Annotated in this window: 16 protein-coding genes; 7 read left to right on the forward strand and 9 right to left on the reverse strand. The window is 64.1% G+C overall.

What is annotated here, in order from left to right:
• Positions 1-10: 10 nt before the first annotated feature.
• Positions 11-316, forward strand: coding sequence for an ATP-dependent Clp protease adapter ClpS (gene clpS / locus ACWAT4_RS30275; protein ID WP_148752581.1), 306 nt, complete (start codon positions 11-13; stop codon positions 314-316).
• Positions 317-500: 184 nt separating this feature from the next.
• Here clpS and ACWAT4_RS30280 read toward each other — a convergent pair whose 3' ends face one another.
• From ACWAT4_RS30280 to fabI, 4 genes are all read right to left on the reverse strand, one after another.
• A complete protein-coding gene (locus tag ACWAT4_RS30280) occupies positions 501-1691 on the reverse strand; it encodes an adenylate/guanylate cyclase domain-containing protein (protein ID WP_449728748.1) in 1191 nt (396 codons plus the stop codon).
• A 75-nt stretch (positions 1692-1766) separates the two neighbouring features.
• A complete protein-coding gene (gene aroC / locus ACWAT4_RS30285; protein ID WP_212424796.1) occupies positions 1767-2855 on the reverse strand; it encodes a chorismate synthase in 1089 nt (362 codons plus the stop codon).
• A gap of 158 nt (positions 2856-3013) precedes the next feature.
• Positions 3014-3613: a histidine phosphatase family protein gene (locus ACWAT4_RS30290; RefSeq protein ID WP_212424795.1), complete on the reverse strand. Its 600-nt coding sequence runs from the start codon at positions 3611-3613 to the stop codon at positions 3014-3016.
• A 12-nt stretch (positions 3614-3625) separates the two neighbouring features.
• Entirely contained in the window at positions 3626-4459 is an 834-nt protein-coding gene (gene fabI, locus ACWAT4_RS30295) for an enoyl-ACP reductase FabI (protein WP_212297710.1), read from the reverse strand.
• Positions 4460-4631: 172 nt separating this feature from the next.
• On the opposite strand from fabI, the gene ACWAT4_RS30300 reads away from it, so the two are divergent.
• Complete coding sequence (locus tag ACWAT4_RS30300; protein WP_212297709.1) at positions 4632-5120, forward strand: sigma-70 family RNA polymerase sigma factor; 489 nt, start codon at positions 4632-4634, stop codon at positions 5118-5120.
• 100 nt (positions 5121-5220) lie between these two features.
• Positions 5221-5994 carry an anti-sigma factor family protein gene (locus ACWAT4_RS30305; RefSeq protein WP_449728749.1) on the forward strand — a complete coding sequence of 258 codons (774 nt, stop codon included), beginning with the start codon at positions 5221-5223 and terminating at the stop codon, positions 5992-5994.
• Positions 5995-6343: 349 nt separating this feature from the next.
• Here ACWAT4_RS30305 and ACWAT4_RS30310 read toward each other — a convergent pair whose 3' ends face one another.
• Positions 6344-7303 carry a DnaJ C-terminal domain-containing protein gene (locus ACWAT4_RS30310; RefSeq protein ID WP_449728750.1) on the reverse strand — a complete coding sequence of 320 codons (960 nt, stop codon included), beginning with the start codon at positions 7301-7303 and terminating at the stop codon, positions 6344-6346.
• A 109-nt stretch (positions 7304-7412) separates the two neighbouring features.
• Positions 7413-7820, reverse strand: a complete 408-nt coding sequence (locus ACWAT4_RS30315; RefSeq protein ID WP_212297706.1) for an RT0821/Lpp0805 family surface protein — start codon at positions 7818-7820, stop codon at positions 7413-7415.
• 113 nt (positions 7821-7933) lie between these two features.
• On the opposite strand from ACWAT4_RS30315, the gene pdxH reads away from it, so the two are divergent.
• The 3 genes from pdxH to ACWAT4_RS30330 are packed head-to-tail and all read left to right on the forward strand — an operon-like array spanning position 7934 to position 10164.
• Positions 7934-8575, forward strand: coding sequence for a pyridoxamine 5'-phosphate oxidase (gene pdxH / locus ACWAT4_RS30320; RefSeq protein ID WP_212297705.1), 642 nt, complete (start codon positions 7934-7936; stop codon positions 8573-8575).
• Between the two features lie 38 nt (positions 8576-8613).
• Positions 8614-9366: an SDR family NAD(P)-dependent oxidoreductase gene (locus ACWAT4_RS30325; protein WP_212297704.1), complete on the forward strand. Its 753-nt coding sequence runs from the start codon at positions 8614-8616 to the stop codon at positions 9364-9366.
• A 27-nt stretch (positions 9367-9393) separates the two neighbouring features.
• A complete protein-coding gene (locus ACWAT4_RS30330) occupies positions 9394-10164 on the forward strand; it encodes a class I SAM-dependent methyltransferase (RefSeq protein WP_449728751.1) in 771 nt (256 codons plus the stop codon).
• Between the two features lie 83 nt (positions 10165-10247).
• Here ACWAT4_RS30330 and ACWAT4_RS30335 read toward each other — a convergent pair whose 3' ends face one another.
• Both ACWAT4_RS30335 and ACWAT4_RS30340 read right to left on the reverse strand, forming a co-directional pair.
• Positions 10248-10481: a hypothetical protein gene (locus ACWAT4_RS30335; RefSeq protein WP_449728752.1), complete on the reverse strand. Its 234-nt coding sequence runs from the start codon at positions 10479-10481 to the stop codon at positions 10248-10250.
• Positions 10482-10688: 207 nt separating this feature from the next.
• Positions 10689-11666 carry a magnesium transporter CorA family protein gene (locus ACWAT4_RS30340; RefSeq protein WP_449728754.1) on the reverse strand — a complete coding sequence of 326 codons (978 nt, stop codon included), beginning with the start codon at positions 11664-11666 and terminating at the stop codon, positions 10689-10691.
• Between the two features lie 336 nt (positions 11667-12002).
• Here ACWAT4_RS30340 and ACWAT4_RS30345 point away from each other — a divergent pair, with 336 nt between their 5' ends.
• The gene (locus ACWAT4_RS30345) at positions 12003-12683 is read left to right on the forward strand and encodes a L,D-transpeptidase (RefSeq protein WP_212297700.1); all 681 of its coding nucleotides are present in this window, start codon (positions 12003-12005) and stop codon (positions 12681-12683) included.
• A 37-nt stretch (positions 12684-12720) separates the two neighbouring features.
• On the opposite strand, the gene ACWAT4_RS30350 is transcribed toward ACWAT4_RS30345, so the two are convergent.
• Entirely contained in the window at positions 12721-13824 is a 1104-nt protein-coding gene (locus ACWAT4_RS30350; protein ID WP_449728755.1) for an extensin family protein, read from the reverse strand.
• Positions 13825-13884 lie beyond the last annotated feature (60 nt).

Raw genomic sequence — 13884 nt, forward strand, 5'->3', positions numbered from 1 at the left:
AGGAGGCGGAATGAACGACACCGTCACCACGCCGAAAACCAGGACCAGAACCAAGGTCGAGCGGCCGAAGCTGCACAAGGTCATCCTGATCAACGACGACTACACCCCGCGTGAGTTCGTCACCATGATCCTGAAGGCCGAGTTCCGCATGACCGAGGATCAGGCCTACAAGGTGATGATCACCGCACACAAGCTCGGCGCCTGCGTCGTCGCCGTCTTCACCAAGGACGTCGCCGAAACCAAGGCGACGCGTGCCACCGACGCCGCCCGTACCAAGGGCTATCCGCTGCTGTTCACGACGGAGCCGGAGGAATAGGCCGCGCGGCCTCGAGTTGATCCTAGAGCCGTGCCATGATGATTTCGTCGTGGCAGATGCCGTCGCCTCCACAAGCGCGATGTATTTACGCTCGCGGGCGACGACGTCGACGGCCGCACGGAAGGCGTCTGCGTCGGCGAGCCCGATCTGGCGGAATTCGACGGTCATGAGTGAGCCCGCTGCTTCACGCCATTACCGCTGGCGTCTCCTCGGCCAGCCCGTAGACGCGCTGGGCCTTGGAAAATCCCGCGATTGGAAAGTCGCCGAGTTCGCGCCAGCCCTCGCGGCAGACATTTGCAAAGCCCTCGGACACCACGACGGTCCGCCCCAGGCGGCCTGCGATCTTCTCCAGCCGGGCTGCGAGATTGACGGCCGGGCCGATGCAGGTGAAGTCGAGCCGGTTGCCGCCGCCGATATTGCCGTAGAGGATATTGCCGACATGCAGCGCGACGCCGAAGCGGAAGCGCTCGATGACGTCGCCGACCGGAAAGGCGAGCGCCTCGACGCTGGCGCGGGATTCGCGCGCGGCTTCCAGCACGCGCGTGCAGACATGCGCGGCATCGCCGATATATTCATCGATCGGGAACACCGCGAGCAATCCGTCGCCCATGAATTTCAGCACCTCGCCGCCATGGCCGCGGATCGCCGTGACCTGGCAATCGAAATAATGGTTGAGGATCTCGACCACCGTCTCGGCGGGCAGCCGGTCCGACAACGCGGTGAAGCCGCGCAGATCCGACAGCCAGATCGCGGCCTGCATGGTGTCGTTGTGGCCGCGGCGGATCTGGCCGCCGAGGATGCGCGCGCCGGCGCGGTTGCCGACATAGGTGTCGAGCAGCATCTCGGCGGTGCGGCGCAGGCTGACGATCTCGTTGACGCGCGCGAGCGGCGCCATGATCATCCTGATCGCCGCGACGTCGTCGTCGCTGAAACCGCCGGGTTGGCGCGTGACCCAACTCGTGGCATGAATCGAGCCATCGAGAAACGGCATCGGCACCGCGATGTAGTCGGTCACGCCTTCGGCGCGCATGTCGTCGAGGAACGGAAACCGCCTGCTGTCGGGATCGTCCATGCGGCCGCGCACCTCGGTCCCCTGTTCGAACACGATACGAAGCGGGCTCTGCGCGAATTCGGGTGAATCCAGGATATCGAAATCGACGGTGCCCATCTCGACCTTCTGGCCCTGCCGCCAGATGAAGTTGCGGCCGAAGATTTCCGGATGCAGCGTGCGGATGAAGAGACCGAAGCGCGACAGCGGCAGGCCGGCGTCGACCAGCTGTTCACAGACAGCGGCGATCATGTCGGCCGAGGTCCCCGAGGTCCTCGCCCCGTCGATCAGCCAATTCAAGACATGTTGGAGCCCGGAGCTGTCCATGCCCGCATTTGCCGATGAAGTTGTGGAATCGTCAAGCTGCGCGGTGGGCTAGTACCGTGACATGAAGACGTCGGGTTAGCGCCCCACCTGTCCGCGGTCGCGCAGGAAGTGGTCGGCCAACACACAGGCCATCATGGCTTCGCCGACGGGGACGGCGCGGATGCCGACGCAGGGATCGTGGCGGCCCTTGGTGAAGATCTCGGTGTCGGCGCCCTTGCGATCGACGGTGAGACGCGGCTGGAGGATCGACGAGGTCGGCTTCACCGCGAAACGCACCACGATCGGCTGTCCCGTGGAGATGCCGCCCAGAACGCCGCCAGCGTGGTTGGACAGGAAGCGCGTGCCGTCATTGCCGGTGCGCATCTCGTCGGCGTTCTCTTCACCGGTGAGCTCCGCCGCGCCGAAACCGGCGCCGATCTCGACGCCCTTCACGGCGTTGATAGTCATCATGGCGCCGGCCAGATCGGAATCGAGTTTGGCGTAGATCGGGGCGCCGAGTCCGGCCGGCACGCCCTCGGCGACGATTTCGAGCACAGCGCCGATCGAGGAGCCGCTCTTGCGGATGCCGTCGAGATAGGTCTCGAAGAACGCGGCCTTGTCCTTGTCCGGACAGAAGAACGGATTTTTCGCAATCTCGTCCCAGTCCCACTTCGCGCGGTCGATCTTGTGCGGGCCGATCTGCACCAGCGCGCCGCGCACCTTGACGTCGGGCAGCACCTTTCGTGCGATCGCGCCGGCGGCGACGCGCATCGCGGTCTCGCGCGCCGAGGAGCGGCCGCCACCGCGATAGTCGCGCAGGCCGTACTTTGCCTCATAGGTGAAGTCGGCATGGCCCGGACGAAACTTGTCCTTGATCTCGGAATAGTCCTTCGAGCGCTGGTCGGTGTTCTCGATCAGGAGCCCGATCGGCGTGCCCGTCGTCACCTGCACGCCGGTCTCGGGATGCGCCATCACGCCGGACAGGATCTTGACCTGATCCGGCTCCTGTCGCTGGGTGGTGAAGCGCGACTGGCCCGGCTTGCGGCGGTCGAGATCCAGCTGGATGTCGGCCTCGGTGAGCGGGATCATCGGCGGGCAGCCGTCGACCACGCAGCCAATCGCCACGCCGTGGCTCTCGCCGAAGGTGGTGACGCGGAACATGTGGCCGAAGGTGTTGAAGGACATTGCTGCTCGCTGGCTTGGTTCCGGCGTGTGGTAACGCGCGGGGGGCCGGGGGTCAAACCCATGCACTGTCATTCCGGGATGGTCCGAGGGACCAGACCCGGAATCTCGAGATTCCGGGTTCGGTGCTGCGCACCGCCCCGGAATGACGGTGAGTGAGCCTAGCTATACTTGTCCAGCCGGCCGTCGCGGAACACGTAAACCGCGCCCTGCTCGATATAGAGCTCGGCGGCGCTGAGCGGCGTCTCCAGGCCGAGCGAGACCATTAGCGCCCGGCAGGTGCCGCCATGGGCGACCGCGACGGTGTCGGTCCGAAGCTCGTCATACCAGGCGCGCACACGAACCTGGACGTCGGCATAGGTCTCCGCGCCCGCGGGCCCCACCGACCATTTGTCGGCAAGACGCCTGGCATAGATCTCGGGATCCTTCGCCTCGCTCTCGGCCAGCGTCAGCCCTTCCCAGACGCCATAGCCGATCTCCCGCAGGCGGTCGTCCAGCGCATAATCCGCGATCGGCAGTTCTAGCTTGCCGCGCGCCAGCTCCATGGTCTGGCGTGCACGGCCGAGCGGGCTCGACACATAGGGCAGCGCCGCCTTGTCGCGCCCGTCGCGCTTGAGGAGATCGGCGAGGATGAGGCCTGCCTGCACCGCCTGGCCGCGGCCGCGCGCGTTCAGCGGAATGTCCTTGGTGCCCTGGAGCCTGCCGAGCGCATTCCACTCGGTCTCGCCGTGGCGAAGATAGTAGATCGTGGGCACGGGCATTCCAGGTGATGACTAGTCTTTCCCGCCGAGCGAGACATCCGGCGCGTCGGGCCGCTTCATGCCGAGCACGTGGTAGCCGGCATCGACGTGATGCACTTCGCCGGTGACGCCACGCCCCAGGTCGGAGAGGAAATACAGTGCGCTGTCACCGACCTCCTCGATCGTCACGTTACGCCGCAGCGGCGCGTTGAGCTCGTTGTATTTCAGCAGGAGGCGTGAATCGGCGATGCCGGCGAATGCCAGCGTCTTGATCGGTCCCGCCGAGATCGCGTTGACGCGGATTGCCTTCTCGCCGAGATCGGCGGCCAGATAGCGCACGCTGGCCTCCAGCGCCGCCTTGGCAACGCCCATGACGTTGTAGTTCGGCATCCACTTCTCGGAGCCGTAATAGCTCAGCGTGACGATCGAACCGCCGTCGGTCATCAGCTTCTCGGCGCGCTGCGCGATCGCAGTCAGCGAGTAGCAGGAGATCAGCATCGACTTGGAGAAATTGTCCGCAGTGGTGTCGACGTAGCGGCCCTCGAGCTGATCCTTGTCGGCAAACGCGATCGCGTGCACGACGAAATCGATCTTGCCCCACTTCTCCTTCAGCACGTCGAACACCGCATCGATGGTCGAAGCATCGGTGACGTCGCAATGGCCGAGCATGAGCGCGCCGAGCTCGGCGGCGAGCGGCTCGACCCGCTTCTTCAGCGCATCGCCCTGGTAGGTGAGCGCGATCTCGGCGCCTGCCGCCTGGCATGCCTTGGCGATGCCCCAGGCGATCGAGCGGTTGTTGGCGACGCCGAGGATCACCCCGCGCTTGCCCTGCATCAGTCCTTGCATCAGACCTGAATTCTGCGCCATTTGCTCACGTCCTGTAGCTCTCGTTAAGGTCTGGAGGTACACCAGCCCTCCCCTGCGGTACAGTCCTAATACGCGGCGTTAACGCTGTTTCCTGCGCCGGAATAGCCGTTCCATTCGGGTGTTATGATCGCTATGGGCGCTCGCGCCTGATGTGAAGGACGTCAGCACGGCAATGAATGCGTTTCGACAGAGCGTAGAGGCCATGATCCCGGCGTTGCGCCGCTACGCCCGCGCGCTCACGCGCGATGCGGATGCGGCCGACGATCTGGTGCAGGACACGCTGGTGCGTGCGTTGCGTTCGGAGCGGTTGTTTCTGGGAGGCGACGTCAGGAGCTGGCTCTACACGATCCTGACCAACCTCAACAAGAACCGGCGGCGCTCGCTGGCAAGACGGCCGCAATTCATGCAGCTGACTGAGAACAATCCGGATGCCAGTGGCACGGAGGCCGAAGGACGCGACATCGAACGGGCACTCTCGACGCTGGTCGAGGAGCAACGCTCGGTGCTGCTGCTGGTGATGCTGGAAGGCATGAGCTACCGCGAGGTCGCCGATATCCAGGGCGTGCCGATCGGCACCGTCATGTCCCGCCTGGCGCGCGCCCGCGCACACGTTAAAGCGTCGCTGGAGGGTGAGCGCCCTGCGCTCAGGCGGGTGAAATGATGGCAGGATTGATGCAGCGCGCACGCCGCGTCCGCCGCACGGAGCGAGAAGCAACGCCCTTGAACCGATATTTTGGGCCGCAGAGCCAGAGACGACCGATATGAACGACCAGAGAATTTCAGTGACTGAGGACGAGCTCCACGCCTATGTCGACGGCGAGCTGCCGGCTGAGCGCGGCGCCGACGTCGAGGCGTGGCTTGCAGCCCACCCTGACGATGCCGAGCGGGTTCGGTCCTGGCGTGCCATGGCCGAAATGCTGCACGCCCGCTACGACAGCGTCGCTCAGGAGCCGGTGCCGGCGCGGCTGGAGCTCGAACGGCTGGAGCGCCGTCCGCGGCAATGGCTCTACGGTGCGGTTGCGGCTACGCTGGTCGCCTTCATCGCCGGCGGCACGGCCGGTTGGGTGGCGCATGGCGCCGCCAACGCTCCCTCGACCTTCCAGAACTTTACGACGGATGCGCTCGACGCCCACCGCCTCTATGTCGTCGAGGTCCGCCATCCCGTCGAGGTCGGCGGCAACGAGCGCGACCATCTGCAGGCTTGGCTGACCAGGCGCTGCGGCTGGACGGTGTTCGCCCCCAATCTGGAAGGAAGTGGGCTGAAGCTGGTCGGCGGCCGGCTTTTGCCGGGACCGAACGGCCCGGCCTCGTTTCTGATGTATGAGGGCGCCTCGGGCGAGCGGTATACGATCTACACCGCCAAGACCGAGAGTGGTGCGACGCAAATGCGGTACGCAAACACGGAGAAGGACGGGGCGCTGTTCTGGGCCGAGCGCGGTGTCGGCTACGTCGTCAGCGGCGGCGGCGCCGACCGCGATCGCCTGACCAAGGTGGCGCAGGCGGTCTACGACCAAGCCGAGAAAAACGGCAGCTAAGCAACCGCGCATAGCCCAAGCTTTGCTGGGCGTCCTTCAAACAGCGCGGTGCCTCGATTCCGTCATTGAAAATCTGGAATCAAGACATGTGTGCGTCTCATTATCGCACCGGGTGCTCACGCGAATATGAGCAGCGTTCGATCCGCCGATCGACGCGGGCGGCCTCGATTGGGGTTTTTGGTACCGCGCTGGTCCCCCTCTCGAGGCCGCACCTTTTTATCGGCTGCCCCGCCGGACAGTCGACACGTCCAGCCCATGAAGCGCTACCACGCCTCAGGCATATGATGAGCATCATCTCCCGGACGATGCTCTAGGCCTTTAGGAGGACCCCCTTCAGTTCGATCTCGCCCTAACCGAGCCCGCTACGTGGATTGTAGGGGTGCTGGTCCCGCCACTTCTGCATCAATGCTTCAAGCTCGGCGTCGTTCCCGTCCGGTAGCATAATCCTGATGGTGACGAAGAGATCCCCGGTTCCACCAGATTTTGGCAAGCCCTTACCTTTGAGGCGGAAGGTTCGGCCGCTGGAGGTGTTTTTCGGGACCGAGAGTTCCACGGCATTGCCAAGCGTGGGCACGCGAACCTTGCCGCCGAGCACAGCCTCATAAAGCGTGACCGGGAGATCGATCCGCAAGTCCGCACCCTCTATCTTGAAGAAGGGATGCGGCGCGATGCTGATGGTGATCAGGAGATCCCCAGGCGGATGGCCTTGGGCTGTTTCACCCTGGCCCCGCAGCCGGATCTGCTGGCCTTCGATGACACCCGCCGGAATCTTGACGTTGAGCTCCTTGCCATTCGGCAGCCGGACGCGCTTCTCGCCGCCCTTGACCGATTCTTCCAGCGAGACCGACATGGCGACGTTGACATCGAGATCGAGCCCGATCCCACCGGTGTCGAATTCAAACTGAGCACCGCCGGCACCCGGCCGCGCGCCGCGCGCCCCGCCGAACATGCTGTTGAGAATGTCCTCAAATGCGCCCGCGCCCTGGCCGGGGCCTGCGCCACCGCCACGAAAGCTGTAGCTCTCGAACCCGCCGGGACCCGCGCGACCGCGCGGCCCGCCGCCGCCGGGAAAGCCCTGGAAGCGCGGCTTGCCCTCGGCGTCGATCTCGCCGCGATCGAACTGCTTGCGCTTGTCCTCGTCGCCGATGATCTCGTTGGCCGAATTGATCTCGGAGAAGCGCTCGGCGGCCTTGGGATCACCCTTGTTGCTGTCGGGATGATGCTTCTTGGCCAGCTTGCGATAGGCGCTCTTGATCGCGGCAGCGTTAGCGCTCCGCGGCACCCCCAAGACCTCATAGGGGTCGCGCATCCGTCACGTCTCCTTCAAGAATTCAAATTGTTCAAAGGGCTCCCCGCCCCACCTGCGATCCATGTGGGGTCGGCGTGGCATTTTTGCAACTAGCCAGGCTAACCGAATCCTAGCTCCGCCACGGCTTTAGCGTATGAATCTCCCAACGGCCACGGCCGCTTTGGCAGCCGGCGCCCTGGAGCCAGCTTTCGGTCGTCCCGTTGACGTAGCTCGCGAGGAAATCGCGGCACTTGCGGCCATCCTCGGCGGCGTAGGATTGCGCGATCGGCGTCACCGAGCCGCGCGCGCCGGTTTCCGGATTCTCCCAGTGCTGACTGGCATCCTTGTCGCCCCTGCTCAGCACGTCGGACGCCGCGTTGCGGGCGAAGGCGAGATCGGTCTCGGTTGGAGGTCCGCCCTTTGCCGGCTGTGCGATCGAGCCGGTGAGGTCGTTGTCGTCGGCCTTGGCGTAGGCGTTGGTGTCCGTGCGGGACATGCTGCAGCCGCCGGCGCCGAGCCCGATCAAAATCATCGTCATGGCAATGCTCGAGGGCCGCATCGCCGATAGGCCAACGCGTCCCCATGCCCTATATAGAGCGAGAGCAGACAACAGCGCGCTTTGGGCCGCGGGACGCAATTCGGACTCCAGACATGACCGACACGACCTCGATGAAACACCAGACACCCTTAACATCCGGTGATTTCACTGCAGCCGACGAGCCTTTTGCGCTGTTCGAGGCCTGGCTGAACGAGGCAATCAAGAGCGAGCCCAACGATCCCAACGCCATGGCGCTCGCAACCGTCGATCCGGAAGGCCTGCCCGACGTGCGCATGGTGCTGATGAAAGGCTTCGATACCGAGGGTTTTGTCTTCTACAGCCACATCGCCAGCCAGAAGGGCCGCGAACTCGCCGCAAATCCTAAGGCGGCTTTACTTTTTCATTGGAAGTCGCTGCGCCGTCAGGTCCGCGTCCGCGGCAACGTGACGCCGGTGACCGATGTCGAGGCTGATGCCTATTTCGCGACGCGACCGAAGCAGGCGCAGATCGGCGCCTGGGCCAGCAAGCAGTCACAGCCGCTCGAAAGCCGATTCGCCTTCGAGCAGGCCATCGCAAAGGTCGCGGCCAAGCACGTCATCGGCGACGTGCCGCGGCCGCCGGGCTGGAGCGGCTGGCGCATCACACCCTCGCGGATCGAGTTCTGGCACGACCGCCCATTCCGCCTGCACGACCGCATCGAATTTCGCCGTGACGCGGCCGGCCAGCCATGGTCCAAGACGCGGATGTACCCCTGAGCCTTCTCTCGATCTTTGGGCCGACCTGAAAGATGTCCATGCCGCATTCGTCCAATGCGCCGCGCCGCACGCTGCTCCTGACCGGAGCGAGCCGCGGCATCGGCCACGCCACCGTCATCCGCTTCTCGTCGGCCGGCTGGCGCGTCATCACCTGCTCGCGGCATCCCTTCCCGGAGGATTGCCCGTGGGACGCGGGCCCCGAAGATCACATCCAGGTCGACCTCGGCGATCCCCAGGACACTTCGCGGGCAATCTCCGAAATCCGCAACCGCCTCGAAGGCGGCACGTTGCACGCGCTGGTCAACAACGCCGCGATCTCGCCCAAGGGCCCGGGTGGCTCCAGGCTCGGCTCGGTCGATACCGACCTCGACACCTGGACGCACGTCTTCCACGTCAACTTCTTCGCGCCGATCATGATCGCCCGCGGCTTAATCTCGGAGCTGAAGGCGGCCAAGGGATCGGTCGTGAACGTCACCTCGATCGCGGGCTCGCGCGTGCATCCCTTCGCGGGCGCCGCCTACGCCACCTCGAAGGCCGCGCTCGCATCACTGACGCGCGAGATGGCCTCGGATTTCGGTCGCGTCGGCGTGCGCGTCAACGCGATCGCGCCGGGCGAGATCGACACCTCGATCTTGTCGCCGGGTACCGAGAAGATCGTCGAACAGCAGATTCCGATGCATCGGCTCGGCACGCCGGACGAAGTGGCCAAGATCATCTATGTGCTGTGCACGGACACCAGCTCTTACGTCAACGGCGCCGAGATCCACATCAACGGCGGCCAGCACGTCTAGGGCCAGGTGACGCATTGAGGATGACGCATGGGCCGGTTTGCGAGCACGGCGTCAACTTATGAGCACTTGCGGCCGCCCTACCCGGGCGTGTTCTTTCGCAACGTCGCGCAGAAGCTCGGCCTCACCGAACGATGCGCCCTGATCGATCTGGGCACCGGCCCCGGGCTGCTCGCGCTCGGCTTTGCGCCCTACGTTGGCCGTATCGTCGGCGTCGATCCCGAAACCGCGATGATCGAGGCCGCGCGACAGGCGGCCGTGCGCGCGAGGCAAGCGCTCACGCTGATCGAAGGCAAGGCAGAATCGCTTCCTCCCGATATCGGTACGTTCGACATCGTCACGATCGGCCGTGCGCTGCATTGGATGGATCGCGATGCGACGCTCGCGCGGCTCGACGGGCTGGTCGCACGCGACGGCGTCGTTCTGATCTGCGCCTCGTTCTCGGTCACCGACGGCCGCAACCCCTGGCTCGACGGCTACAACGAGATCCGCCGCCGCTGGTCACCCGCGAAGCTCTGGGAGGAAGCCGGTCAAGGCGCGCGGACTCATCGCGACCTTTCCGCGTTCTTTCGCGGCAGCGCCTTTGCACCCACCGAGCTCGTCACGGTCGAGACCAGGCACACTGTCAACATGCAGGATCTGGCGCAACGCACGCTCACTTACTCGTCGTCCTCCCCGGAAGCGTTGGGCGACGATGTCGAGGCGTTGCTGCGGGATGTCGAGAACCATCTGGCATCCTTCGGCCGCGACGGCGTGATCGTCGAGACCATCGTCTCGACGGCGCAGATCGTGAAGCGCTAGGAGACGTTCCGCGGAAGGCGGAAAGCAAGGCGATCCAGACAACGCCGCCGCAAGACTGGATCGCCCGCCCTTCCTTCCGCTCCTCAATCCAGGCGAATCCGGCGCGACCGGTCGCGCAGCCTCAACGTTGCAGCACTTGGAGCGGCCGCGTTGAATGCAGTCGAGCAGTCGTCATCGTTCTCGCCATCGAGCAGCGGAGCACCACAGTGCCGGCACATCCGAGCCGACAACGACGGCGCCTTGCCGCTCGCCACGATCTGACGATAGCTCGTCAGGTCGATGACGTTGCGGGGCGTCGTTATGTGTTTTTCAACCATGGTTGTTCCTCGCGGCTTACCCGTTGTTTATCGCAGACAAGTTTCGCGCAAACGTTCAGCCCACCGCTCAAATTTTACCGGAGGAATTGGGGCACGACACACGCATCACAGCGCAGCCGCAATGGCGATCTATTCTGCGACACCATCAGCCTTGTCTGTGCGAGCAGCGTAAGGTCTCGGTAGCTATCTTCCACGAGCGCGACTGTTTCAGAGCCACTTCTTGAACTTGAAGATCCAGTACGGGACGACGGCGGCGATCACCATCAGCACCAGCGCAAACGGATAGCCGTGCGTCCATTCGAGTTCCGGCATTGACTTGAAGTTCATGCCGTAGATCGAGGCGATCAGCGTCGGCGGCATCAGGACAACGGCCATGACCGAAAACAGCTTGATGATGTTGTTCTGCTCGAGATTGACGACGCCGAGCATGGCGTCCAGCACGAAGGTGATCTTGCTGGAGAGGTAGGAGGCGTGGTCGGTCAAGGAGGCGACGTCGCGCTGCATGGTCTTGAGCTGCTCGCGCATGTCCTTCGACCATTTCACGCCCTCCACCACCGCCGATAGGAAGGTGACGACGCGGCCGATCGACACCAGGCTCTCGCGAACCTTGGAGGTCAAATCGCCCTTGCGGCCGATCGAGATCAGGATCTGCGAGTATTGCTTGGCATGGCCATGGCGCTCGCTCTCGGGCTCGAAAATGTCGTGCGAGACCTGGTCGATCTCCATGCCACAGCGTTCCAGAATGTCGGCGCAGCGGTCGATCACGGCGTCCAGGAGTTCCATCAGCACCATCTCGCCGGTAATTGCGGGGGTGCAGGAACGGGCCAGCTTGGCTTCGACCAGGGCGAACGGCTTGGGTTGGTCGTAGCGCACCGTCACCAGGCGGTGGTCGCCGAGGATGAAGGTCACCGCCGTCGTCCGGGGCATGTCGGTGTCGGACTGGCACATCAGCGTCGCGGTCATGTAGCGGGCGCTGTTCTCGATATAGAGGCGGCTGGAGATCTCGATCTCCTGCATATCCTCCCGGGTCGGGATCGCGATCCCCAACAGCCGCTCCACGGCCTTGTCCTCCGCCGCGGTCGGATTGACCAGGTCGACCCATATCGCGTGCTCCGGTACCGCCGCGAGATCGTCGACAACGGCCTTCTTCAGGGAGGACTCGGAGGGAACGAACACAGAAAACATGAACAACTCCAAGAAGGGGCTGCGACAGAATGACAGCCCTTAGCGCGATTCTGACAAGTTCATGATGACAACCACATTAACGGAGCATTTGCATTTGTGGCGGCGACGTGGCCTAACTGTGGCGCGGAATCGACAACTGTGCTTTTCGCGCCAAAGAATCAGCCCAAGCGCGCAAATCTTGCGGCAAAAAAGCCACAGGTTGGGTCTCGCAGCGCGGGATAAGCCCCTAAACGCTGGAATTGTGGCGGATTTCAACGATAATGAAAGCAACGGAGTCGAAGGCCTTGGGTGCTACGCTCAAGACCTGCGCGGTATTGTTTTGATTGGAACCAAACCATGTCGTCGCTGAAAGTTATGTTGGGGGTTTTGGCTGCCGGCTTCATGCTGTCGGGCTGCATGCAGGCCACGCATTACGAAGCCACCAACACCCAGAATTTCAAGCCGAAGGACAAGGAGCTCCTTGCCAAGATCCGGTATGAGAATACGCCGGTGGCAGAGCCGTTCCGTCGCGCCATCGTCGACTATCACCGCAAGGAATCACCGGGTTCCATCGTGGTCGATTCCGACAACCACTACCTTTATTACGTGATGGATGGCGGCAAGGCGATTCGCTACGGCATCACCGTCGGCGAAGAAGCCATGGCCTGGTCCGGCATCGCCAAGGTCGGCAGCATGACCGAATGGCCGGCCTGGCACCCCACCCCTGGCGAGATTTCGCGCCTCGGCGTGCCGACTTATGTCGCCCCGGGTCCGGACAATCCGATGGGCTCGCGCGCGATGTACCTCTATTCGGGTGGCAAGGACACGCTGTTCCGGATTCACGGTACCAACCAGCCGGAATATATCGGCGCCTCGATTTCGTCGGGCTGTATCCGCCTGACCAACGAGGACGCGATCGATCTCTACAGCCGCGTCAAGGTCGGCACCATTGTCGTGGTGCTCGAGCCGAAGCACGGCGACTCGCCCTACAATTCGCGCCTCGCGCTCCAGGGCGGCGGCAACTCCTCTTCTTACTGAAGAAGCTTTGGCCTGATGATTTTGAAAAGCGCCGGTCTCACCGGCGCTTTTTTGTTGCCGGCTTACTCTTACCGGGAGCGGCTGCGGGCTTGTCTGCCGGTGCGCCAGGTTTCGCGCTCTCCTGATCGTCGGCTCCATCCCTGCTCCGATCCTTGCCCCCATCATTGGCGCCCTCCGACTTGGCCGCAACCTCACGCGGCGGCGCCTCCTCGGGGCGCTCGGCCGGCAGCAGAGGCGCGACCTGGGGCAAGGAATCCCAGACGCTCCACTGACAAATCCGGTAGTCGTTGCGCCGCTGCGCCAGATCAAGGTGGATGTGGTCCTCGTGGTACCAGTCCGACCCCGGGCCGAGCACAGTGGAGAAACGCGAGCAGACCGAGTGCAGCACGCGCTCGCGGACGTCGCGGGACAGGGTGCGGTCGGTGAGGCCGATCGACTGCCCGTTGGCGAGCTTGAGCGAGCGCACGTCGAGTGCGTTGGCCTTGCCGTGCTCCGACAACATTGCTCCGACGACACGATTACGGCCGCGGCACTCAAAACTATCGAAATTGTCGAGGTCGGTGATGGTCGAGCCGAGGCTCGCGGCCAGCGGCACCATGTCGGTGCGCACCCAATCGGCGATCGCTGATGCCATGGTGCAGCGAAGGATCGCCGCCGGCTTCACCGCAACCTTGCGCCTGTCCGGCAGGACGATCGCTTCCAGCCGCACCAGATCCTCTCCGCCGCAGGCGCCGGGGCCGCGGATATCGGGAATGGACGGCGCAACCGCAATCTCCTCGGTCAGCGCGACGCGGCACGCAGAGAGCTGCTTCTCCGGCGGTGGCGCAGCCTCGACCGGCTTGGTGGCGCTGGGCTTGTCCGGGGAAGGCTTGCCGTCAGCCTCCGGCGCGGCCTCCTCCGTTGCCTTGGGAGCCTCGTCAGGGCGAGGTTTTGGTAGCGGTATCTTGGTGGCATGAACGCTTCGGTGCGGCCGTGGCGTACCAAGCCCAAAGATATCGAACGGCGCGGCATAGTTTCGCGCATTGGCCGGCTCGAACAGCACGAGAGACAGGCCGAGCCCAGCGGTAACCATTGCCGCGCCAGCGGACATATTGCCGCGACAAGGCCATTTGCGGCGAAAGTCCGGCAGGCTAAAACTCATGACAATTCTTTGGCCCTGCGCTGAGAGCGACAATGCGCCCAGCGACTTCTTGGAGGAACG

This window comes from Bradyrhizobium sp. T-1 (assembly GCF_053592855.1).